Origin of the sequence: Cupriavidus basilensis OR16 (assembly GCF_000243095.1) — a bacterium.
GTDB classification, from domain to species: Bacteria; Pseudomonadota; Gammaproteobacteria; order Burkholderiales; family Burkholderiaceae; genus Cupriavidus; species Cupriavidus basilensis_D.
In genome coordinates this window covers 1-22,494 of sequence record NZ_AHJE01000084.1, presented here as the reverse complement: position 1 = coordinate 22,494, position 22,494 = coordinate 1, and the positions used below count along the sequence as shown (strand labels likewise).

General features: G+C 66.9%; 21 protein-coding genes and 1 pseudogene. 5 read left to right on the top strand and 17 right to left on the bottom strand.

The features are described from left to right. Positions 1 to 4 precede the first annotated feature (4 nt). The 6 genes from OR16_RS27585 to OR16_RS27560 all read right to left on the bottom strand — a co-directional run bounded on the left by OR16_RS27585 (position 5) and on the right by OR16_RS27560 (position 6,008). Positions 5 to 1,072, bottom strand: a complete 1,068-nt coding sequence (locus OR16_RS27585; RefSeq protein ID WP_006161651.1) for a thiolase domain-containing protein — start codon at positions 1,070 to 1,072, stop codon at positions 5 to 7. Between the two features lie 93 nt (positions 1,073 to 1,165). Continuing rightward, on the bottom strand, positions 1,166 to 2,719 hold the full coding sequence (locus tag OR16_RS27580) for a class I adenylate-forming enzyme family protein (RefSeq protein ID WP_006161650.1): 1,554 nt from the start codon (positions 2,717 to 2,719) through the stop codon (positions 1,166 to 1,168). 237 nt (positions 2,720 to 2,956) lie between these two features. Continuing rightward, positions 2,957 to 3,187 carry a hypothetical protein gene (locus OR16_RS27575; RefSeq protein ID WP_006161649.1) on the bottom strand — a complete coding sequence of 77 codons (231 nt, stop codon included), beginning with the start codon at positions 3,185 to 3,187 and terminating at the stop codon, positions 2,957 to 2,959. Positions 3,188 to 3,396: 209 nt separating this feature from the next. Further along, the gene (locus OR16_RS27570) at positions 3,397 to 4,695 is read right to left on the bottom strand and encodes an MFS transporter (protein ID WP_006161648.1); all 1,299 of its coding nucleotides are present in this window, start codon (positions 4,693 to 4,695) and stop codon (positions 3,397 to 3,399) included. A 177-nt stretch (positions 4,696 to 4,872) separates the two neighbouring features. Continuing rightward, positions 4,873 to 5,691 (bottom strand): crotonase/enoyl-CoA hydratase family protein, encoded by an 819-nt coding sequence (locus tag OR16_RS27565; protein WP_237717253.1) that lies wholly within the window; start codon positions 5,689 to 5,691, stop codon positions 4,873 to 4,875. A 68-nt stretch (positions 5,692 to 5,759) separates the two neighbouring features. Beyond that, on the bottom strand, positions 5,760 to 6,008 hold the full coding sequence (locus OR16_RS27560) for a DUF2917 domain-containing protein (protein ID WP_006161646.1): 249 nt from the start codon (positions 6,006 to 6,008) through the stop codon (positions 5,760 to 5,762). A gap of 107 nt (positions 6,009 to 6,115) precedes the next feature. Between OR16_RS27560 and OR16_RS27555 the strand changes: the two genes are divergently transcribed. The 3 genes from OR16_RS27555 to OR16_RS27545 all read left to right on the top strand — a co-directional run bounded on the left by OR16_RS27555 (position 6,116) and on the right by OR16_RS27545 (position 9,892). Beyond that, positions 6,116 to 7,039, top strand: a complete 924-nt coding sequence (locus OR16_RS27555; RefSeq protein WP_006161645.1) for a LysR substrate-binding domain-containing protein — start codon at positions 6,116 to 6,118, stop codon at positions 7,037 to 7,039. Positions 7,040 to 7,505: 466 nt separating this feature from the next. Then, the gene (locus OR16_RS27550) at positions 7,506 to 8,252 is read left to right on the top strand and encodes a hypothetical protein (protein WP_141639922.1); all 747 of its coding nucleotides are present in this window, start codon (positions 7,506 to 7,508) and stop codon (positions 8,250 to 8,252) included. 428 nt (positions 8,253 to 8,680) lie between these two features. Next, positions 8,681 to 9,892: an OpgC domain-containing protein gene (locus tag OR16_RS27545; RefSeq protein ID WP_237717252.1), complete on the top strand. Its 1,212-nt coding sequence runs from the start codon at positions 8,681 to 8,683 to the stop codon at positions 9,890 to 9,892. A 43-nt stretch (positions 9,893 to 9,935) separates the two neighbouring features. On the opposite strand, the gene OR16_RS27540 is transcribed toward OR16_RS27545, so the two are convergent. From OR16_RS27540 to OR16_RS27510, 7 genes are all read right to left on the bottom strand, one after another. Continuing rightward, positions 9,936 to 10,925 carry a Bug family tripartite tricarboxylate transporter substrate binding protein gene (locus OR16_RS27540; protein ID WP_006161642.1) on the bottom strand — a complete coding sequence of 330 codons (990 nt, stop codon included), beginning with the start codon at positions 10,923 to 10,925 and terminating at the stop codon, positions 9,936 to 9,938. A 68-nt stretch (positions 10,926 to 10,993) separates the two neighbouring features. Beyond that, complete coding sequence (locus OR16_RS27535; RefSeq protein WP_006161641.1) at positions 10,994 to 12,025, bottom strand: aldo/keto reductase; 1,032 nt, start codon at positions 12,023 to 12,025, stop codon at positions 10,994 to 10,996. 101 nt (positions 12,026 to 12,126) lie between these two features. Next, a complete protein-coding gene (locus tag OR16_RS27530; protein WP_006161640.1) occupies positions 12,127 to 12,864 on the bottom strand; it encodes an HpcH/HpaI aldolase family protein in 738 nt (245 codons plus the stop codon). A 61-nt stretch (positions 12,865 to 12,925) separates the two neighbouring features. Next, positions 12,926 to 13,315 (bottom strand): Bug family tripartite tricarboxylate transporter substrate binding protein, encoded by a 390-nt coding sequence (locus OR16_RS27525; RefSeq protein ID WP_006161639.1) that lies wholly within the window; start codon positions 13,313 to 13,315, stop codon positions 12,926 to 12,928. After that, on the bottom strand, positions 13,315 to 13,593 hold the full coding sequence (locus tag OR16_RS27520; protein WP_006161638.1) for a tripartite tricarboxylate transporter substrate-binding protein: 279 nt from the start codon (positions 13,591 to 13,593) through the stop codon (positions 13,315 to 13,317). Before OR16_RS27520 ends, OR16_RS27525 begins: the two co-directional genes overlap by 1 nt. A gap of 29 nt (positions 13,594 to 13,622) precedes the next feature. Continuing rightward, positions 13,623 to 15,161, bottom strand: coding sequence for a 4-hydroxythreonine-4-phosphate dehydrogenase PdxA (pdxA, locus tag OR16_RS27515; RefSeq protein ID WP_237717251.1), 1,539 nt, complete (start codon positions 15,159 to 15,161; stop codon positions 13,623 to 13,625). Further along, entirely contained in the window at positions 15,056 to 16,024 is a 969-nt protein-coding gene (locus tag OR16_RS27510; protein WP_158001392.1) for a four-carbon acid sugar kinase family protein, read from the bottom strand. Before OR16_RS27510 ends, pdxA begins: the two co-directional genes overlap by 106 nt. A 349-nt stretch (positions 16,025 to 16,373) precedes the next feature. On the opposite strand from OR16_RS27510, the gene OR16_RS40075 reads away from it, so the two are divergent. Continuing rightward, complete coding sequence (locus tag OR16_RS40075; RefSeq protein WP_081488900.1) at positions 16,374 to 16,940, top strand: GntR family transcriptional regulator; 567 nt, start codon at positions 16,374 to 16,376, stop codon at positions 16,938 to 16,940. Positions 16,941 to 16,981: 41 nt separating this feature from the next. Here OR16_RS40075 and OR16_RS27500 read toward each other — a convergent pair whose 3' ends face one another. Continuing rightward, on the bottom strand, positions 16,982 to 18,202 hold the full coding sequence (locus OR16_RS27500; RefSeq protein ID WP_237717250.1) for an MFS transporter: 1,221 nt from the start codon (positions 18,200 to 18,202) through the stop codon (positions 16,982 to 16,984). 151 nt (positions 18,203 to 18,353) lie between these two features. Here OR16_RS27500 and OR16_RS27495 point away from each other — a divergent pair, with 151 nt between their 5' ends. Continuing rightward, complete coding sequence (locus OR16_RS27495; protein ID WP_043421362.1) at positions 18,354 to 19,286, top strand: LysR substrate-binding domain-containing protein; 933 nt, start codon at positions 18,354 to 18,356, stop codon at positions 19,284 to 19,286. Positions 19,287 to 19,487: 201 nt separating this feature from the next. Here the strand turns inward: OR16_RS27495 and OR16_RS27490 are convergent, their stop codons facing one another. From OR16_RS27490 to OR16_RS41870, 3 genes and pseudogenes are all read right to left on the bottom strand, one after another. Then, positions 19,488 to 20,108: a glutathione S-transferase family protein gene (locus OR16_RS27490; protein ID WP_006161632.1), complete on the bottom strand. Its 621-nt coding sequence runs from the start codon at positions 20,106 to 20,108 to the stop codon at positions 19,488 to 19,490. Between the two features lie 49 nt (positions 20,109 to 20,157). Then, positions 20,158 to 21,621 carry a gamma-glutamyltransferase family protein gene (locus OR16_RS27485; protein WP_006161631.1) on the bottom strand — a complete coding sequence of 488 codons (1,464 nt, stop codon included), beginning with the start codon at positions 21,619 to 21,621 and terminating at the stop codon, positions 20,158 to 20,160. Between the two features lie 63 nt (positions 21,622 to 21,684). Then, a pseudogene (locus tag OR16_RS41870) lies at positions 21,685 to 22,494 on the bottom strand (hypothetical protein); the annotation flags it as partial.

Here is a 22,494-nt window from a genome sequence, read left to right as displayed (position 1 = left end):
CTGATTACTCCCGTTCCAGGATGACAGTGGCGCTGCCGTGGCGCGAGCCGAGGTAGCCGCCGGTGCCCTGGGCCAGGGCCAGGTCGCAGTTCTTGACCTGCACGGCGGGATGGGCTTCGCCGCGCAACTGGCGCACGGCTTCGATCACCTTGGTGATGCCGCCGCGGTTGGCTGGGTGGTTGTTGCACAGCCCGCCGCCGTCGGTGTTGAACGGCAGCTTGCCCACGCCGGAGATCAGGTTGCCATCGGCCACGAACTTGCCGCCTTCCCCCTTCTTGCAGAAGCCGAGGTCCTCCAGTTGCATCAACACGGTGATGGTGAAGCTGTCGTAGATCGAGGCGTACTTGATATCGGCGGGGCGGATGCCGGCTTCTTCGAACGCGATCGGGCCGGAGATGGCGGCGCCCGACCAGCTCAGGTCGACCATGCCGCCGAGCTGGCCCTTGACGGCTTCCCCGGCGCCAAGAATCTTCACCTTGGGGCGCTTGAGCCTGGCAGCGATTTCCGGGCGGGCGACGATCAATGCGCCGCCGCCGTCGGATACCACGCAGCAGTCGAGCTTGTGGAGCGGATCCGAAATCATCGGCGAGTTCAGGACGTCTTGCACGGTTACCACGTCGCGCAGCATGGCGTGGGGGTTGTGCTGCGCATGGTGCGAGGCCGCCACTTTGATCCAGGCAAGCTGCTCGGCGGTGGTGCCGTACTGGAACATGTGGCGCATCGCCACCATCGCGTACAGGTTCACGGTCACCGGGCTGAAGGGGGCTTCGAACGGCTGGTCGGGCAGGTTGGCGCCCCAGTTGCGCGCCTGCGTGCCGCTCGATCCTTCCGAGCGTGGTCGGCCCGCCAGCGTGATCAGCGCCACGTTGCACTTGCCAGCGGCGATGGCCTGCGCGGCGTGCGACACGTGGGCGATGTACGCCGAGCCGTCCACGTCCTGCAGGGTGAGTCCGGCGTCATCCAGCGCGCCCTTGGCGCACTCGGCGTGCAGCTGCGCGACGGATTTGTCCGGTGCCTTGCGGGTCGGGTGCTCGTAGGCCCCGACGATATAAGCCTTGCCGTTGATACTCATGGGTCTCCCTAGTTGTTGTCCCGGGTACTTTGGTGTGCGGTGATGTCTATGTCTATAACCGATGTCTTGCGTTCTTGCTTGTTGCCGCGCGCGTCAAGGTGCGCGCCCGTACTGGTCGCGCAGGTCGCGCTTGAGCACCTTGCCGATGGCGTTGCGCGGTAGTTCCGGCGACAGTTCCAGTGCGGCCAGGCGCTGCATTTTCTCTAGCCGGTCATTCGCCCAGTCCAGCAGCGCGGCGGCCTGGGCGGTGGCGCCTGGCCGCAGCACCACGAAGGCTACGGGCGTTTCGCCCCAGCGCTCGGAGGGCACGCCGACCACCGCCGCGTCGGCGATGGCGGGATGCCCGAGCAGCACCGTTTCGATGTCGCTCGGGTAGATGTTGAAGCCGCCCGAGATGACCATGTCCTTCTTGCGGTCCATCAGGATGAGGAAACCGTCGGCATCGAAATAGCCGACGTCGCCGGTGCGGATGAAACGCTTGCCGGTGGCGTCGAACCACTCGGCTTCGGCGGTCTTCTCGGGATGATTGTGGTATCCGGACATCATCGCGGGGGAATGCCCGACGATCTCCCCCGGCGTGTCGCGCGGCGCATCGGCCGGGAGCTCGCGCCCTTGGTCATCCAGCAGCCGCATGTCCGTGTCCGGCGACGGGCGCCCGACCGTGTGCAGCTTGTCCGGATGTTCATGCGCGCGCAGCTCGCAGCGCCCGCCGCCCTCGGTCATGCCATAGTACTCGACCAGCGCGCCGGGCCAGCGCTGCAGCACCTGCGCCTTGAGCGCGGCGGCAAACGGCGCGCTGGTACAGAACTTATAGCGGAACGACGACAAATCGGTGCTGGCAAAGTCCGGGTGGGCCAGGATGCGCTGGTATTGCACCGGCACCAGCATGGTGTGGGTGACGTGGTGCCGGGCCGCCAGCGCCAGGTACTGGCCGGCGTCGAACTTGCGCATCAGCACCACGGTGCCGCCGAGCGACAGGGTGGGGAACAGGCTGACCAGCGTGGTGTTGGAGTACAGCGGCGTGGATAGCAGCGCCACGCTGTCCGGGCCGTAGCCGCCCTGGGTGGCGCGCTGCACGTGCGACGCGCGCATGCCGAACGGCTGGATGATGCCCTTGGGCACGCCGGTGGTGCCGGATGAATAGATCAGGTTGAAAGCCCAGTCGGGCTGCACGTCGACCGGCGCCGGCCGGGCATGTTCGGGGGCCAGCCAGTGGCTAAAGGCAATGCCCGCGTGGCTGTCGTCCAGCGCGATGCAGGGAATGCCTAGCTCGGCTTCCAGCCCGTGCAGGGCCTGGCGCGTGCTGGCATCGATCAACAGCCGGCGCGCCCCCGAGTCCTGCACCATGCCGCGCAGTGTCTCCGGGTTGAGCGAGGGAGACAGCGGCGCCACCGCCACGCCCGCCCGCAGGCAGCCGAGGAAGGCACAGACGTATTCGATCGAGGTTGCCGCGCAAATGGCGACAGCGCCTTGCGCTGGCACGCCGTCCCGCTGCAGCGCGGCGGCAACGCGGTCGGCAAGCCGGTTCAGGCTGGCGAAATCAACGCTGCGTTCGTCCAGCACCACGGCCGGATGGTGCGGCCGCAGCTCGGCTTGTGCGTCGACGAGGGCGGCGAGGGGGGTGAAGTCAGTGCTTGTCGGTGACATAGGGCTGCCGTTGCGGCTCTCGGGGGGCGGGGCTTGCGGGTCTCGTGGCTGGGTAGCCTGTCGCCGCTCGCGGAGAGTGTCGCGCCTTGCGCCGGGTTCGACAATTTGGCTTTTTGGAAGAGGGGCTTGCCGGGAATGGTTGTTGCGGTGCACAACGGGGTGTGCCGGACAAGCGCAGGCGCGCGCGGGGGCGCTGGAAAGGTAGACGGCGAGAAGGCTAGCTCGCGGGGCGGCCCGCTACGGCGCCGCCCGATGGCGCAATCCGCCCATGGCCAGGGCAGCCGCGCTAATCTGCTGCTCGGGCGAGGCCTTTTCCATGGCCTTGACCAGCGCGGCGTTGGCGCTCGTTGTGGCACCCGAAAGCGAACCGATGGCCTGGTTCAGCGCCGCCAGGCGGACCTGCTTCTGTTCGGTAGTGAGGTTCTGAGCCGAGGCCACGGCTTGCAGTTCTTGCTGCTTGCTCGCCATTTCCTGGATGCCACCGGAAGACGTGCCACCGCCCCGGCTTGCCGCCGCCCGGCTGGATGATGGGCGCTGCCTGGCTGGCGGCGACGCTGGCCGCGCGCGGCCACCTGGGTACCCTGTTCTAACGAGCGCGAGGAGCAGATCTGTAGCGCAATACAGTATATTTTGTGATGCTTGCGGCCTATATAGCAGTAGTAAGTCTATCAAAAGCCTCAAAAAGCCGATGCCATGGGACGCGCCTTGCGATAAAGGATCATGGTGGCCAGCAACCCGCATGCCGCGGCAAAGCTCATCCAGTAGCCCGGCGCGGCTTTGTCGCCGGTTACCTCGATCAGGTAGGTCGAGACCGCCGGCGTGAAGCCGCCGAACACCGCCGTGGCAAGGCTGTAGGCCAGCGAGAAGCCGGCCACGCGCACCTCCACTGGCATCACCTCGGTCAGGGCCACCACCATGGCGCCGTTATACATGCCAAAGAGGAAGGACAGCCACAGCAAGACGATCAGCATGCGCTCGAAGCTCGGCGCTCCCGCCAGCCAGGACAACGCGGGATAGGCGGTGACCAGCGCGATGGCCGAAATTGCCAGCAGGATAGGGCGGCGGCCGATGCGGTCCGACAACGCGCCGCCAATGGGCAGCCAGATAAAGTTGGAAATGCCTACGCATAGCGTGACGGCCAGGCTGTCGGCCGTGCTCAGCTTGAGTACCGTCTTGCCGAACGTGGGGGTATAGACGGTGATCAGGTAGAAGGTGGTGGTGGTCATTGCCACCAGCAGCATGCCCGCCAGCACCGTGCGCCAGTTGCGCAGCATGGAGTCGAATACCTCGCGCGTGCTCGGATGGTGCCGGCGGGTACGGAACTCCTCGGTCTCCTGCAGCGAGCGGCGCAACACGAACAGGAAAGGGACGATCAGGCAGCCGATAAAGAACGGGACGCGCCAGCCCCATGCGCCCAGTTCCTCGCTCGTCAGCCAGCGGTTCAGCCCAAAGCCAAGCCCGGCCGCGACCACGATGGCGATCTGCTGGCTGGCCGACTGCCAAGCGGTATAGAAGCCCTTGTGGCCCGGCGTGGCCATTTCGGCCAGGTAGACCGATACGCCGCCCAACTCGGCGCCCGCCGAGAAGCCCTGCAGCAGCCGCCCGATCAGCACCAGCAGCGGTGCCAGCACGCCGATGCTGGCATAGCCCGGCACGAGCGCGATCAGGATGGTCCCGCAGGCCATGAGCGACAGCGTCACGATCAGGCCCCTGCGGCGTCCCACCTCGTCAATGTAGGCGCCCAGCAGGATGGCGCCGAGCGGGCGCATCAGGAAGCCCGCGCCGAACACGGCAAAGGTCAGCATCAGCGAGGCGAATTCGCTGTTTGCCGGAAAGAAGGTGTGGGCGATGTAGGTGGCGTAGAAACCGAACAGGAAGAAGTCGAACTGTTCGAGGAAATTACCGCTGGTAACGCGCAGAACCGCGCCCAGTTTTGAGGATCCAGGCACTGCCGCGCCTGCCAGTTCCGCTTGCATCGCCAGCCTCCTTCGGCACGCCGTCCGGGCTATCCGCCGCCTTTTGCAACAGGTCGGCTTGCCGGCGCGCAGCCGCGCTTGTGCTGGTCAATATATGCCTTGCAAGCCGCCAGCGCCAGCCCCGCATGCGCGAGGCGCCAGCAGCCTGGCACACGCCGCCGGCGCCTCGCCCGGTACTCAGGCGCCGCGAAACACGGCCGGGCGCTTTTCCACAAAAGCGCTGCTGCCTTCCCGCGCGTCTTGCGAGGCCGCGGCGATCATGAACTGCATCGCTTCCACCGCCAGCCCCTCATCGATAGGCAGGTTGATGCCGCGGGTGACAGCGCGCAGCGAGGCCGTGACCGCAATCGCGGAATGCCGCGCGATCCGATCGGCCAGCCGCTGGCAGGCGGGCAGCAGCTCGGCGGCGCTTACCACCTCGTTGACCAGGCCGAACCGCAGCGCGCTGTCGGCATCGATGGCCTCGCCGGCGAGGATCATTTCGTTGGCGCGCTTGCGGCCCACGTGGCGCGGCAGGCGCTGCGTGCCGCCGAACGTGGGCGGAAAGCCCAGCTTGATCTCGGGCTTGGCAAAGGTGGCGTGCCCGGCCGCGATGGCCAGGCTGCAAGCCTCCACAATCTCGCAGCCTCCGCCGAAGGCCAGGCCATTGACCGCTGCGATGACCGGCTTCGGAAACGTTTCGAGGCGCCGCGTCATGGCTTGTCCACGTTGCAGGAAGCGGCGCAGCGCCTGCTCCGGGGAGGCCGCGATATCAGGCGCGAAGCCGGCAATGTCGGCGCCCGCGCTGAAGGCCCGCGTGCCGCGGCCAGTCAGGATCACGCTGCGCACGGCGGGATCTGCCTCAATCGCATCGAGCTGGGCCATCAGCGTGTCGATCAGCGCGTAGCTCAAGGCGTTGAGCTTGTCGGGGCGGTTCAGCACCAGCAGCGCGTGCTGGCCGAGTCGCTCGTATTGCACCAAGCCGTTTGCGTTGGTCATGTCGGATAGGTTGGTCATCTTCATCGTGTCCTGGATGTGCTGATTGTGCTGGTTGTGTTGATTGTTTTCATGGTTTGCCGGTGCGGTCAGTCGATTCCCCGAACGGCGATGCGCGCCGAGCGGCCGCGAAAACTGGAGACAAAGACCACGGCCTGCTGCCTGGCGCAAAAGCGCTCGCCGCTCGCCAGTACCGTGTCGTGGCAAGCCGCATCCAGCGCCGCCGACTGCTGCGTCAGCCATACGATGCCCTCCTCGCAGATCAGGTAAGATCCCAACCCGAGCTGGATCCGCAGCGCTTCCGGGCCAAGGATCCAATTGCCTTGTGTTGTGCTCACGACAGCCTCCTGGCGAGCGCGCCAATCTCTGCAACGGTGCTTGCATTCTTGCGGGGAAACGCCAGCGCCGCCCGGAAGCCTTTTCATGAAGGGTATGCCTGGCCGTCATGTCGATCCTGAGCCGAGCCTCCACCAATGCGCTGCGCGCCATGTCGCTCGAAGCCCTGCGCGGCTTCGAATCCGCCGCGCGCCATCTCAGCTTCACCGCCGCCGCTGAAGAACTCTGCATTACGCAGTCCGCCGTGAGCAAACAGGTCAAGAGCCTGGAAGACGTGATCGGCGCCGCGCTCTTCCTGCGCGGCGGCAAAGGCCTGAGCCTGACGCCGGAAGGCCGCCAGCTCTACGAGGCGGCGCGCCTGTCGATCGGCCAGCTCGGCGCCGCCATCGACCGCCTGCTAGCCGTGGACCGGATCTCCATCGCCGTCACCACCACGCCGTCCTTCGCCTCGCTCTGGCTGGTGCCCAAGCTCGTCCGCTTCCAGGCTGCCGAGCCTGGCATCGACGTGCGCATCGACGCTTCCGAGCCCATGGTCAACCTGGAGCGCGAAGGCATCGATCTCGCCATCCGGCTCAGCACGCAATCCGTCGACGCCAACGGTCCCCGCCCGCTGCTGCAAGAGCGCCTGATGCTGGTCGCCGCACCGGCCGTGGCCGCGCGCATCGGCGAGGCCCGCCAGATACTCGATACGCCGCTGCTGGTGTTCCATGACCCCGGCGCCCGCTTTGACTGGATGTCATGGACACAGTGGTATCAGCGCCTCGGGCTGATGCGCTCATCCAAGCAGGCATGTCTGTACTTCTCGCAGTACGCGCACGTCCTGAATGCCGCCGCGCAACAGGCGGGCATCGCGATAGGGCGTACGCCGATGGTGTTGCCGATGCTCAAGAGCGGGCAGTTGCAGGTGGTGCTGCCGGAGCATGTCGCTGACGGGCTGACCTATCAGATCGTGACGTCCAGCGTGGTGCGGCCCGGCGTGGAGCGGTTCCGGGCCTGGCTGGAGACGGAGCTGGCGGGGGAGGTGATTGGGTGAGTGCGGTCGCTTGCGTTCACACGCATCCGTAGGCGACCGAGATAGCCGGACTTGCAAGTCCGGATATCTGTTTAACCAATGAATTCATTCGAAAAATACATCCATTTCATGGGGTGTTATTAAGAATAATCTTATTCATCCGGTCATTAAATCCATCTCCATTTTTTGAATGCAGGCAGGGGTAGGCGCCATGCTTCCCAACTGAGCCGCAAGAGCGATCGAGAGAGCAAGCCGTCAAGCCAGACTTCCGTGGGGTACTGGGACGGCGGTTTGCCGCCGTTATCCAAGCGGGGCAATGGCGTGCTTATCGCTTCCCGGGGCCGGCAGTGTGCGTTTCTGAAAAGCCGTTGGAAACGCAGGCATGGCCGGCTTGCCGCTACGGTCCGCCGGACCGGCGGCGTGGTGCATTGGCTTGGCGCCTTGTCACCAACCCCGTAAGTTGTGGCTTTGATAAAACAGGAGAATCATGGGTCGTATCCGTCTTGCCGGGCTGTTCCTGGCGTTGTGTTCGTTGGCTGGTTGTGCAGTCGTGCAGAAGCCGATTCCTGCTTCCGCGAAGCTCTTTGATGATCGGACAAGCACGGTCGCGGTGGCAGTGCAAAAACTGCCCGAGCCGAACCAGAGCATGATCGGGGCGCAGGGGATCCTTGACTACGCCATCAACAAGGCCAATGCACAGGCAATCGTGGAGCGTTTGCAGCGGCAAGACTTTTCGTTGGTAAGCGGGCTGCCGCAGGAACTGGCAAAGGGGCTGGAGTCCCGCCAGGTCAAGGTCGTGCTGGTGGCGGCTCCCGTGGATACGGAGCAGTTGAAGAAGTTTACGGAAGGCTCCGGCGATGGTATTGCGGAGATGGACTACCGGCCTTTGGCTAAGCAGTATGGCGCGGACCGGCTGCTGCTGGTGGCGCCGCGCTGGCTGGGCACGTCGCGCAGCTACTATGGTTTCATGCCGCTGGGGGCGCCCGAGGGCTATGTGTCGCTGGTGGGGCAGTTGATCGATCTGCATACCAATCGGCTGCAATGGTACGAGCCGGTGAAGGCCAACACGCCAGTGACCGGCGAATGGGATGACGCGCCGGAATATAGCAACCTGATGAAGTCGGTGGACGCGAGCACACGGGCGGCGACCTCGAAACTGCGCGCGGCTTTGTTCATGGAGCAGATGACAACGGCCACGAGCGCCGCTGTATCCGCACCCGCCACCGCACAATAGGCCTTGGCAATGCCATCCTGCCGCGCGCGCACGCCGCGGCAGGGGGCTTGGACGCCGGCGCCCAGCATCAAGCCGGTGCCCGGGATTCGCTGGCCGGTGCCTTGCAGCGGGGCCCGCGTGCAGTTTTCTTCCCGATCCCTGGCGACCTCACCTAGGGTAATCCCCAGTATGCCGTATCATCACGCCCGGGCGTCGCGCAGCCGGGCGTTTTGCCGTTGTCGGCCCGCGAGCGTACCCCATCGCACTTTTTCAGGAAATCCGGGACAAAGCCAAGGTGCGCCGGCAGCTTGCGGGGCGCCAGATTGCCGGCCCGGGGTGCGGATTTGCACACATTGAATATTGCAGAGGCCATTCATGAGTGGCCTCGGAGACATCCGGGTGCTTTGTCGGAGCGCCCGGATTGCCAGGTATTGCAGGAGTTGCTTTTGTTGTCTACAACCGAAACCCAGCGCAGAACCGAGGTTGACCTGATTCGCGGCATCGCGCTGATCTTCATCGTGGTCGACCATGTGAACGGCAGCGTGCTGGCCGATTACACCATCCGCAATTTCGCGTTCTTCGACGCGGCGGAGATCTTCGTGTTCCTGGCCGGCTACTCCGCCGGCGCGGCCTACGTGGCCATGGAGGCCCGGCACGGCGCCAGTGCCGCGCAGAACCGCCTGATCCGCCGCAGCTGGGAGATCTACAAGGCATTCGTGCTGACCGGCGTGCTGATGCTGGTGTTCGGCCTGCTGCTGGCGTTGGCCAAGGTGCCGGCGCCGGCGATCCGGTCCACCGAGGCACCCATCTTCATGGCGCATCCGTTCAGCACGCTGATCGAGGTGTTCAGCGTGGCGCGGCAGCCTTTTGTCTCGGACGTGCTGCCGATGTACGCGGTCTTCATCCTGTTTGCGCCGCTGGCGATCCGCATGGCGCGCGCGATGCCGCTAACGTTTGTCGGCGCCAGCGCGCTGCTGTGGCTGATGGCGCCGATGCTCACGCCGCTGCTGCCCAGCAGCGATGGCAACGGCTGGAGCTTCAATCCCTTCGCGTGGCAATTGCTGTTTGGGCTGGGCCTGATGGCGCGCCTGCGGCCCGATGTGATCCTGCCGCGCCAGGCGCTGGTGCGCTGGGTGGTGACGGTGCTCGCCGTGGCGGTGACGCTGGCTGGCGTGCTGCTGGCCTATTTGTGGATGCGTCCGCATGTGTACGAGCCGTGGTTGCCCGCCTGGCTGCCGACCATGGTCTTCCCGCTGCCCAAGAGGAGCCTGGCGGCGCTGCGCATCGTGAGCTTCCTCGGGCTGGCGTGGCTATGCTACCTGGCCGTGCGCGCTGGCTGGATGGCCCGGCTGGCGTCGGTGATGGGGCCAGTGGTGCAGATCGGCCGTCATAGCCTGTTCTGCTTTGTCTTTGGCGCGGTGGTGTCGGTGGTGATCGAGGGCTTTACCTACGGCATTGCCGGCGGCCGGCCGTCGCGGCCGATCGCGCTGGGCGGCGACATCGTGGCGGTGGCGCTGCTGCTGGTGATCGGCGGCTGGTATGGGCGGCGCAAGGAAGAACGCAAGGAAGTGCGTAAGGAGCAACACAAAGAGCAACACAAGGAGGAGCGCAAGGAAGGACGCACGAAAGAACCCAAGGACGTGCAAAAGGCTGCCGCTTAGGCAGCCTTCGCCGGCTTGTCCCCGGTCTTGTTCTCTGGCTGCGTTATTCCTTGATATCCGCCTGGCGGATCACCTGCTTGTATTTATCCAGCTCCGCGCGGATGAAAGTGCCGAACTCCTGCGGGGTACTGACGATGGGGTCCACCCCGAGTGTCTTCAGCCGGCTGGTCACCTCCGGCTGCACCATGGCCTTTTGCAACGCGGCATAGAGTTTGTCGATTACTGGCTTGGGCGTCTTGGCGGGTACCAGGATGCCGTACCAGCCGGACGTCTGGAACTTGGGAAAGCCCTGTTCGGCAAAGGTCGGCACATCCGGCAGGTCCGGCTGGCGAGTGGCGCGGGCAATGGCGATGGCGCGCAGGTTGCCGCTGCGTACATGGGGCATGGAGGATGCCGCGGTGTCGAAGATCATGTCGACCCGGCCGGCCATCACATCCGGCAATAGCCCCGAGCCTCCCTTGTAGGGCACATGGAGCAGGTCGATCCCGGCCTGGCCGCGAAAGATCTCGCCGGACAGGTGCGGCGGCGTGCCGCTGCCGGCGGAGCCGTAGGTCAGCTTGCCTGGGTTGGCCTTGGCGGCAACCAGCACATCCTTGAGGTTCTTGTAGGGCGTGTGCGTGTTGACCACCAGCAAGGTCGGCGCCGACGCCAGCAACGACACCGGCTCGAAATCCTTGATCGGATCGTAGGGCACCCGCGCATACAGGTTGGGGCTGATGGCGTGCGAGGCAATCGAGCCCAGGAACAGCGTATAGCCATCCGGCGCGGAATGGGCCGCGGCCTCCGCGCCGATCATGGTGCCGGCGCCGGGGCGGTTGTCGATGATGACCTGCTGGCCGAGCGCGTCCGATAGCTTCTGGGCGATGGGGCGTGCCACATTGTCGTTGCCGCCGCCGGGCGGGAAGGGCACGATCAGCTTGATCGGGCGGCTGGGGTAGTCATCGGCGCGGGCGGCGGTTGGCGCCGTGGCGAGGGCGGTGGCGGCCATGGTCAGCGCGGCTAGCGCCAGCCCGGGAAGTCGTTTCGCGATCATCTTGTCTCCTCCCCCGTTGCCGGGGTGGGTTATATCTGTCTGAGTGCTTTGGCCAGTGCCTGATCGGCTCAGCCTTGCGCGACCGCCACCGGCCGCCCCGTGAGCGGATAGCTGGGATCGCTGTAGCCCGGCGTGGACGCGTGTCCGGGGCGTACCAGGGCGTCGACCATGGCTTCTTCTTCCGGCGAGATCACCGCGCCCACGGCGCCGAAGTAATCCTCGAACTGGGAGCGTGTGCGTGGCCCGGCAATCACCGAGCTGATGATGGGGTTGGCGAGCACCCAGGCCGTGGCGAACTGGCCCAGCTTGAGCTCGCGGGCCTGCGCGTGCTGCTTCAGCGTCTGCGCTATCACCAGCGACTCCTCGCGGAATTCGGTTTCCATCATGCGGCGGTCCGCGCGCCCGGCGCGCGAGTCCTGCGGCGGTTGCTGGCCTGGCAGGTACTTGCCGGTCAGCACGCCGCGCGCGATCGGGCTGTACGACACCACGCCCAGGCCGAAATGCTGGCAGGCCGGCAGGATCTCCACTTCGGGCATGCGGTTGAGCAGGTTGTAGTAAGGCTGGCAGACCGCCGGGCGGGGCACGTTGAGCACGTCGCACAGGCGCGCGATTTCCGCGATGCGCCAGCCGCGGAAGTTCGACACGGCCCAGTAGCGGATCTTGCCGGCGCGGATCAGGTCGCCCATGGCGCGCACGGCTTCCTCGAGGTTCTCGCCGGCGTAGTCGCGGTGCAGGTAGAGGATGTCGAGATAGTCCGTGGCCAGGCGGCGCAGGCTGTCTTCCACCGCGCGCAGGATCCATACGCGCGAGTAGTGCGAGTGGTTGGGGGCGGCCTGCATCGGGTTGCCCAGCTTGCTGGCCAGGATCCAGTCATGGCGATCGCCAGCCAGCAGCTTGCCCACCATCGTCTCCGACCCGCCCAGGCTGTACATGTCGGCGGTATCGATGAAATTGACGCCATGCGCGCGGGCGCTGCCGACGATGCGGCCGGCCTCGGCCTCATCGGTCTGGTCGCCAAACATCATGGTGCCCAGGCACAGGGCGGAAACCTGCAGGTTGCTGGCGCCCAGGCGCCGGTATTGCATCTTGAAGTCAGGCATCTCGAATCTTCCAGGAGAGAAATAAACGCTGCGCGGGCCTGTAGCGGCGGCTTATTGCGGCTTGTTGCGGTATGTTGCGGTATGTTGCGGCTAGTCGAGGCTTATTGCGGCTGCTTGAAGCGCGCCGCCAGCGCGTCGGTGGCCAGGCGCAGCAGGGTCATGTCGGTGCCCACCGCGACAAAGCGCGCGCCCATGTCGATGTACTGCTGGCCCTGTGCTTCGGTAGTGAGAATGCCAGCGGCCTTGCCGTTGGCGCGGATGCGGCGGATCGCGGCGGCAATGGTTTCCTGCACCTCGGGATGCTGGATATCACCCAGGTGGTTCATGTCGGCGGAAAGATCGCTCGGGCCGATAAACACGCCGTCCACACCGTCGAGCGCGCAGATCGCGTCGACGTTGCGGATGGCTTCCATCGATTCGAGCTGCACCAGCACGCAGGTCTGCTCCTGCACGTCATGCAGGAAATCCTTGATGCGGCCGAAGCCGCCGGCGCGCGTGCCGCTGGCCACGCCGCGCATGCCGCCCTTGGGAAAACGGCTCCACGCCACGGCATTGGCAGCTTCCTCGGCGTTCTGCACATAGGGCAGCAGCAGCGATTGCGCGCCGATATCCAGGCAGCGCTTGATCCACAGCATGTCGTTCCAGGGTTCGGTGGCCATCAGTTGCGTGTGCAGGGTGGAGATGTCGTTGGGGGCATGCTCCATGTCGAGCAGCAGCCAGTCGAACTGCGAGCGTGCCACCAGTTCCACCACCTGGTAGGAAGACAGCGAACACCACAGGCCAATCTGCGGCTGGTCGGCGAGGATAGCTTGCTTGAAAGCGTTGACGGGAAGTTGCATGGGAAGTCTCCGGGGGTTCGGTTGTTGACGGTGCGGCCGTGTGCTGGCGTGCGGAGCGTGCCTACATGTCCAGCTTCAGGCCGCTCTCGCGGATCAGGTCGGCCCAGCGCGTTTTCTCTTCGCGGACAAAGGCCTGCGTGGCTTCGGGCGTATTGCCAACGGGCTCCGCGCCGAGCTGCGCCAGGCGCTGGCGGATCTCGGGCTGCTGCAGGATGCGCACCACATCGGCATTGATCTTGCGGATCACCTCGGGCGGAGTGCCGGCGGGCGCGAGCATGCCCTGCCAGCCGCCGGCGCTAAAGCCCGGCACAGCCTCCGCCACCGTTGGCACGTTGGGCCACTCGGGATTGCGCTCGCGGCTGGTGAAGGCCAGCACGCGCAGCTTGCCGCCGCGCACGTAGGGGGCGCTGGCCACCATGCTGTTGAACATCAGGTCGGCCTGGCCGCCCATCACATCCACATTGGCCTGCGCGCCGCCCTTGTTAGTCTACGCGTGCCGATATTGCCGCCCGCACCGGTGCGGTTTTCCACCACCACGGGCTGTTTCCAGACCTTCTGCAGCTTGCTGCCAAGCAGGCGGGCCAGCACGTCGGAGGCGCCGCCCGGCGCATAGGGCACCACCACGCGCACCGGGCGCTGCGGCCATGGCCCTGGGCCGTCGGCGCTGGCCGGCAGCGCCAGCGCGGTGAGCGACGCGGCTGCCAGCAGGGTGATCCATTTGCGCAGCATGGTTGTCTCCTTTGTTGTTTTGGGTTTTTTCAGGCTGTTTGCGGCGGCTTTGGCGCCATCGCAATCGCCTGCAGCATGGCTTCGGTCATGCTGCGCGGATCGGCCACGCCCTTGCCGGCAATATCGAACGCGGTGCCGTGGTCCACCGAGGTACGCACCGCCGGCAGGCCGATGGTGACGTTGACGCCGGCTTCGAGCCCCAGCACCTTGACCGGTCCGTGGCCCTGGTCGTGATACATCGCCACTACCAGATCGAAGTCGCCACGGGTGGCGCGGTAGAAGAGCGTATCGGCCGGTAGCGGGCCATCCACCAGCCAGCCGCGCGCACGGCAGGCAGCCACGGCGGGGGCGATCTTCTGGGCTTCCTCGCCGCGCCCGAACAAGCCGTTTTCACCCGCGTGCGGGTTGATGCCGCACACCGCCACGCGGGGCTGGGCGATGCCGCTCTTTTGCAAGGCCTGCACGCCGCGCGCGATGGTGCGCTCGACCAGGCCAACGTTGATCTTCTCCACCGCATCCAGGATGCCGATGTGCGTGGTGACATGGATCACGCGCAGGTTCGGCGCCAGCAGCATCATCGAGACCTCCTCGGTACCGGTGAGCGCGGCCAGCATTTCGGTGTGGCCGGGATAGCGGTGGCCGCCCAGGTGCAGGGCTTCCTTGTTCAGCGGCGCGGTGCAGATCGCATCGACCTTGCCGGCCTGCACGAACTCGACGGCGCGCACGATATAGCGGTACGCGGCATCGCCGCAGACGGCGCAGACCTTGCCGTATGGCGTGTCTGCCGGGATCAGCGCGAGGTCGATGCAGGCGAGCGTGCCGGGCTCGAACGTGGCTTCGTCGGGGTCCGTCACCCGCACGATGCGCAGCGCAGTGCCGGTGCGACGGCAGGCGTCTTCCAGGCGCGCGGCGTCGCCTACCACGAAGGGCCGGCATTGCGCATAGAGCGTGCCGTCGGCCAGGCACTTGACGATGATCTCGGGGCCGACGCCAGCGGCGTCACCCATGGTGATGGCAATTCTCGGTCGATACATGGGGGGCTCGCTGAGGCGGGTGTTGGCAGGCATGGCCTGCCGCGGATGGGTCGGGCGGGCGCGCATGGCATCGGCAGGCGACGCTGGCGCGGTGGCCTGGCGCAGGTGCGCCATGCAGGCCAGCAGCGTGTCGCGCTGGCCAAAGGCGCCGGCCTTGATGCAGACCGGCACCGTCTTGTTGCCGTGGCCGAAGCCTGCGGGGTCCGGGGCGTTGTGCAGCTGCGCGCGGGCGCTGGTCACGCCGGGCACCAGCGCGCGTACGTCGGTAAGGCGGCTCACGCCCAGCGTCTCCAGCACGGCGCGCGCGCTTTCGCCGCCGGACAGCACCAGCCCCGCCGCCGCCTGCGCCATCGGGGCGGCAAAGCGGGCCAGCGCCGCGCACAAGGTGCTGCCGTCCAACGCCGGATCGGCCGGGCCTTCGACATGGATCACCACATCGTGGCCGAGTGCCAGCGCCGCGATGACCCGCTGGCGCTGCGCGCGCCATGTGGCACACGCGCTGCCTTCAACCAGCATGCGTGGCGAGCAGGACACCAGCAGGACACCGGCAGGCAGGTGGCGGACAGCGCCTGGACCTGTTCGGCGGCAAGCGCCGACATGCTGCCGATCACCGCCAACCGGCCGGTGGTTGCCGGGGCCGTAGCGGCGGCAGCGTGGCCAGTGTCCAGGATGGCTTGAGCAGGCGCCAAGTGGGCGGCAAGTTGCCGCGCTAGCCCGGCGGAGCCCGCGGCCAGCACGGGCCCGGGGCGGGATGCGATCAGCCCGGCCAGCAGCGCGAGGTCGTCGTCGGTTTCGGCGTCGCAGACCAACACATCGCAGGCGTGATCCAGCTTGCTTGGAGCCGCATCGGCATTGGCCAGCGCCCGCAAGTCCGGCAGCGTCAGCGCGCCGACCCGCAGGCCGGCCGAGTGGAGCAGCGTTGGCAGGTGATCGCTGGCCAGGCCCAGCGTGGACCACAGCGGCGTGCCTGACAGGGGCTTGCCATCCAGGAAGGCCTGGCCCGCGCGCAGCGTGCGGCCCTGCGCCGGAAAGGCCGGGCAGACCCAGATCGGGCCAGCGGCCCCTACGGCGTCGCGCGCCGCCATCAGTTCGGCGCCGATATGGCCGCGCAGCGTGGAATCGAGTTTGTGGAAATGCAGGCAGTCCGTCGCGGACGCGCCTTCTGGCGCGAGCGGCCCGAACCCTTCGGCAAAGGCCTGGGCGAACACCTGCGCAGCCTCTGCGGCGGGGCGTGCCCGCGAGTGGGCGTCGAGCGCCTGGATCCGCCCTTGCGGCACCACGCCAGCGGCGCTGCCACCCATGGCTTGCGCGTGCATCCGCACCTCGCCGTTGCCGTCGCCGGCGAACGCCGCCACGCTGTCGCACGCACCGGAAAGGTCGTCGGCAACGATGTGCACGGCTGCGAACCTCGGAGGGAGCACGGCTTTCGGCATGAGTCTGCGCGTAATGAATCAAGGGGATGGCAAGGGGAACGGCGTCTCCTCCGCCCCGGCCTGGTCTGCGAGTGGGCTTGCTGCGTCACAAGATAAATATGCCGCTTGAAGCATATTTCGTACATGCGTCGTCGCAAAACCTCGGTATGCAGGCAATATTACACGCCAAAACGTATAAATGCATGCAATTATTTGGATTGGCATTCAGTTGGTGAAAAATGCGCAGCGCTTGGCCTTTGCTGCATAATGCTTTCGCCAGCCCGGCCCAACCGCCCGCCAAAGGCAGCAATACCGGGCCTACTTCACGCCAGAAATGTCTATCGCAGAGATGTCACAGGAATTGCCAGCACTCCCGCAGGACCAGGACGACCAGCCGCTGTCACAACGGGTCTACCAGGCCATGTTGTCGGCCATCATCAGTGGGCAGCTCAAGCCAGGGGAAGTGGTCAACGAGATCCGGCTCGCGCAGGAGCTCGGCGTCAGCCGCACGCCGGTGCACACGGCGATCCGCGAACTGGTCAAGGATGGGCTGGTCACCCAGGAGGCGAACCGGCGTCCGGTGGTGGCGCGCTTCTCGCGCGAGGATATCCGCGAGGTGTTCGATATGCGCAAGCTGCTGGAAAGCGAAGCAGCCCGCATCGCCGCCGCGCAACTGGACCGCGTCACGCTCAAGGCGCTGTCGGACGCCGCCGATGCCATGGACGCCGGCGCCGCCGCCAGTGCCGACGACAACGAAGCGCTGGTGCGCTGGGCCGATTTCGACGACAACTTCCACTTGGCCATCGCCGATGCCTGCGGCAGCAAGCGCCTGCGCGAGGACATCCTATGGGAACATCTGCATGAATGGCAGGCGTACTACATGCAGCGGTTTCCGTTGTAGGACTTCGGCAACGCGCGCAAGGCTTGCATGGCCGATCCTTGTCAGCCGCTGCCCGCACGTAGCCGGAGCAGCGCCAGCAGCGCCACCATCGACAGCGCGCCGGACAAGGAGAGGGCGGCACCCGGTCCATATTGCGCAAGGACGAGGGCGAAGGCGATGGGCGCGAACGCCTGTGCCGTCCTGCCGAATACCGCAAGCCTTCCCGTCACAGCGCCATACCCGCTTGCCCCGAACAGCGCCAATGGCAGCACGCCGCGCGCGACCGAGATCATGCCGTTTCCAGCGCCGTGCAAGACGGAAAAGAGCGGCCCCAGGCCAGACGCCATGCCAAACAAGCCGAGAGAAATGCAAGCCACGGGATGCAATGCCGTGGCAAAGCGCGCGGTCGTCAGGGGGTGAACCTTCAGGCGCTGGGTCAGCCCGAACTCCACCAGCCGGGCGACGACCTGCGCAGGGCCGAGCAGGACGCCGGCAAACACCGCCTGCCCGAATGTCGCCCCCTTGGCCAGCAGCAGTGCCGGGAGGTGCACAGCCATCGCCGATGTCACGAATGCGGTAGCGCCGGAGAATATGCAGAGCAGCCCGAGTTGACGGGCGCGGCTGCCCGGCGGCGGCGTCGTGCTTGGCTGCGGGCGTGCGGCAGGCGTGGATTGAGGCATGGCGCGCCCAGGCGGGACGAGGCGCCAATACACGGGCAACGCAATCAGCAAATGGGCCACGGCCCATGCCTGGCAGCAGGTCCGCCAGCCCCAGTGCTCGATGACCCAGGTCGAGGCCGGCCAGCCAACGGTGCTGGCGAAGCCGCCGACCAGGCTCACGCCTACGATCAGGCGGCCGGCTGCCTTCGCGTGCTGCGCAACGAGCGCCGCGAAGACAGCATCGTAGAGCCCCAGCGCCATGCCCAGGCCCATGACGCACCAGGCTGCATACAGCCCGATGATGCTGCCCGCCTGCGACAGCATCAGCAGCCCGGCGGCAAGCACGAAATTCGACAATAGCAAGACGCGCCTGCCACCGTGCCGGTCGATGTACCGGCCGGTGGCTGGCCCTGCGCACGCCATGGCAAGCAGGGCGAGCGAGAAGGCCCCAAAGAACATCTCCGGTGACATGCCAAGGTCTTCGCAAACGGGCGTGGCGATCACTGCGGGGAGGTAAGTCGACGAGCCCCAGCCGACGATTTGCGCGGTGCCCAATGCCAGCACGCGCACCACATTGTTCTCGCTTCTGGTACCGGTCCGCTGCGCCGGGAGAGACTCGCTCACCAGCGGCTTAAGCCGGCAGCGGCTTTACTATTAGAAAATACGTCGAGGATGGACATTTGAATATCGGCGGGCGCCACTGTGGGAGGCAACGGATTCAGGGCAGAATCATAGCCATTAGAAAAAGTGACAGCATGCCAGCACAACTGACAGCATGCCAGCACAACTCCCACCGTTGAAGGCGTTGAAGGTCTTCGAAGCCGCCGCCCGCGCCAGGAGCCTGACGCTGGCGGCGGCAGAACTGCACATCACGCATAGCGCAGTCAGCCAGCAGATTCGCCTGCTGGAAACCCATTTTGGCCGTCCCTTGTTTGTGCGCAGCGCGCGCGGTGTCGAGCCGACCGAGGCCGCGCAGCTACTCTACGCGGAGGTCAAGGCAAGCCTGGACCGCATCGCGCTCGCGGCCGAGCAGTTCACGCGTACCGGCGAGCAGCGCATCGTGCGCGTCAACACCACACCGTCCATCGCAATGCGCTGGCTGATCCCGCGCCTGTCCTCGTTCCAGATCGAGAACCCGCGCATCGAAGTCCGCGTAGCCACTTCCGCGAGCGATGGCATTGATGACCTGAGGGAGCCGTTTGACGTGATTGTTCGCCGGGCGCCGATGTCACGGGCCGGCCATGAATGCATCCGCTTTCTCGATGATGTCTCGGCGCCGCTGGCCTCGCCCCGCTACCTGTCGTTGCATCCGGTGGCGGCGCCCGAGGATTGCCTGCGCGCCTCCCTATTGCACCTGAGCAGCCGGCGCGACGCATGGGCACGCTGGCTGGCGGCGGCAGGCGTGGTGCCGCCACCGCCGCTGGGCGGGCACTTGTACGAGCACTTCTTTCTCAGCCTGCAGGCCGCCACCGCCGATCTCGGGATCGCAATCGGCTCGCTGGCACTCGTGGACGAAGACCTCGCCACGGGCCGCTTGTGCCAACTGTTCCCGGACGTGGTGGTGCGCGACCAGGGGTTCCACATGCTGCTTCGTACGGACCGTGAAGCGGCAAGCGCGCTGAGTGTGTTTATCGGTTGGCTGGCCAGAGAGGGCGCGCGGGCTTCCTCCAGCCTGCGGCGGCGGGTGCAGGTTGCCGGCGGGCTATGACGCTTGTGCTCCTGCCCGCGGAGCGAACCCGTGCCGCAAGCGCAGTCAGTTCCCGCTCCGTCGCGTCCTGACCGGCAGGTTAGGGCGGCAGGACGCGGGCGTTCGACTCTCTTGAGAGGCGTCAATATGCACGCATGCCGACCTTGCCCGCGAGCGCGGATCGCTGGCCGTGCTTGAATGATGCGCGTTGCCACCCCTTCCCTAAGCGGCTTTCTGCCGCATCGCAAAGGCCCGCAGCGCCGCCGGCCGCGTCACGCAGCGCCGGTGCCATTCGCCCAGGCTGGTGAAGGCCTCCGCGTCCAGATCCGCCAGCCGGTGCAGCACCGATGCCACGTTCAGGTCCGCTACCGTGAAGACTTCGCCCAGCAGGTAGGGGTGGCGCGCGCAGTGCGCATCCAGCACCGCCAGCGGCTTGCCCAGTGCCACGAGCGCGCTCTCGGCCAGCGCCGGGTTGCGCTGCTCGGCCGGCAGTAGCCGGGTGTGCTGCGTCCATTGGGTGGTGAGTGGTTCCACCATGGTGGCGGCCCATAGCGTCCATTGCAGGATGTGGGCATCTTGCTCCGCAGTGCCGTTCCACAGCCCTAGTCCCGCGTGCTTGCGCGCCAGGTGCAGCGTGATGGCGAGCGACTCGTAGATAACCAGGCCGTCGTCGTCGATGGCGGGCACCGTGCCGTTGGGGTTGATCGCCAGGTAGGCGGGCGCCTTGACCGCGTCCGAGGCGTAGTGCAGGGGGAGGTTCTCGTAAGGCAGGCCGAGTTCTTCCGCCGCCCAGATGGGGCGGATGGCGCGCGAGGCGGGGATGCCGTAGATCTTCAGGGTCACCGGTGGGGCTCCAGGGGGTGGGATGGCGTGTGCAGAGGTCTTGCAGGGCTTACTCGCCCAGCGCGATGCCGTCCTTGCGCTTGTCCGATGCGCCGAGCAGTTCGCCGGACGCATCGCGCATGACGATCTGGGCGCCGCCGAAATCGCTGCGCCCGCCGAGTTCGCCAAGGCCGGCGGGATCGCTGTAGCCAGCATCGCGCAGGGCTCGCACGATGGCCGGCGGCATGCCGGCTTCGATGGCCAGCGCGGTGTCGGATTCCAGCCGCCAGCGCGGCGCATCCAGCGCGGCTTGCAGGGGTTGCTGCCAGGCCGCCAGCCGCACCAGCAACTGCAGTTGGCCTTGCGGCTGCATCAGGCCGCCCACCACGCCGAAGCCCGCGTGGAAGCGCCCGCCGCGCAGGGCTGCGCCTGGCACCACGGTGTGATACGGGCGCTTGGCCGGAGCCGGGCTGTTGATATGGCCTGGCCCGGCAAAGCCGAAGCCGCGGTTCTGCAGCACAAAGCCGCAGCCGGGCACGGCGATGCCAGAGCCGAAGCGCTTGAAGATGCTGGTCATCAGCGTGACCGCCAGGCCGTCGCGGTCCACCACCACGGTGCATACCGTGTCGTATTGCATGGCGCGGCCCATGGCCTGCACCGTGCGCAGCACGGCCGCGGGATCGTCCTCGGCCAGCCATGCGGGATCGAGTTCGCCGAGTTCATCCAGCGCGTGCAGGATGGCCACGCCGTGCGTATTGGGCGGGCATTCCAGTACGGTCAGGCCGCGGAAATCCGTGGACACGGGCGTGCAGAAATCGCCCCGGTGGGCGGCGAAATCGGCGGCGGCCAGCGCGCCGCCGGCGGTGCGGCTCGCCATTTCCGCGGCCTGGGCGGGCTTGCCGAGGTAGTACGCATCGGCACCCTCGGCGGCGATGGCGGACAGCGTGGCGGCCAGCTCCGGGTTGCTGAAGGCTTCGCCGGCCGCGGGTGGGCGGCCAGCGCGATAGAGCGCGGCGCAGACCGGGTCCTGATGCAGCACGCGGTCGAACAGCGCCCATTCGCGCGCCGCCACCGGCGCTACCGCAAAGCCGTCGCGCGCCAGCGCGATCGCGGGCGCGAACAACCGCCGCCATGCCAGCCTGCCGTAGCGGCGGTGCAGCTCCTCCCAGCCGCGCACCGCGCCGGGCGTGGTCAGCGAGAGTGCGTGGCGCTCGGGAATGCGCTGCTTGGGCAGGCCTGCCAGGGCATGCATGGGGAACGCGGCGGGGGCGCGGCCCGTGCCGTTGTAGCTGACAGCGTGGCCGTCAGGCTCGACGATCATGGCCAGCATGTCGCCGCCGATGCCGGTTGCCATCGGCTCAACCACGCCCAGGATGGCGTCGGCCGCGAGCGCGGCGTCAATGGCGCTGCCGCCTTCACGCAGCACCTGCAGCGCGGCCTCAGCCGCGAGCGGGTGGCCGGTGGCGACCATGCAGTGCGGCGCGCGCACGCCTTCGGCGGGGTTGGCACGGCTGGCGGAAGCTGGGGTTGTCATGCGTGGCGCTCCAAGAGAATCAGGTCAATCGGGTTTGATGCAATGGCATGGCGCGGCAGTAACTCAGCGCCACAGCACCACCGCGCACAACGTCGATACCGCCAGCCCGGCCAGCACGGGCATCAGCAGCGCCCGCACCGCGTCAAGCACCGGCACGCGCGCAAAGCCTGTGATGGCGACCAGCGACGACCACGCAATCAGTGTGCCGCCCCCATGGCCTTGAAGGCGAAGACGAAGCCGTCGGTGATGTGCTCCGCACTGACATCCAGCATCTTGCGCGGGCCCTCGGCCGCTAGCGTGCACAAGATCATCAGCAGCGCCGCCATGCCGCCCACCATGGCGGCGGCCTCGCCACCCTTGAGCTCGGCCATGCCCAGGCCAAGCTTGGGCACGACCATCAGCGCAATCACCGCGGCAAAGGCCAGCGGCGTCAGCACGGCGAAGACCTTCGACCACTTGATCTGGCGCTGTTCCACCATCGACAGGCTGCGCGCAATATTGGCATCGGTGCCCAGCGGCTCGTGGTGCGCGGTGCCGCGCGCCAGTTCGGCTTTGTCGAAGCTGCCCGCGGCTCGGGCGCTGGCCACGCTGGCGCCGGGCGTGCGGCCTTGCCAGCGGTCCAGGTGGCTGGCATGGGCCGGGACGGATCTGGGAGCGGATCGAGAAGTACGCCATGGCCAGCGCGATGCCGCCGGTAATCAGCGACAGCACCAGCGCGCGGTCCGCCACCATGGCGGCGCTGACGGCAGCGCCGGCGGCCTTGGCGCTGATGCCCGGCGCCACGCCGATCACATAGTCCGACGACAGCGCGGTGCCCTGGCCCGCGATGGCGATGGCCATGGCGCCCGCCAGCGGCGGCAGCCCGGCGGCGAT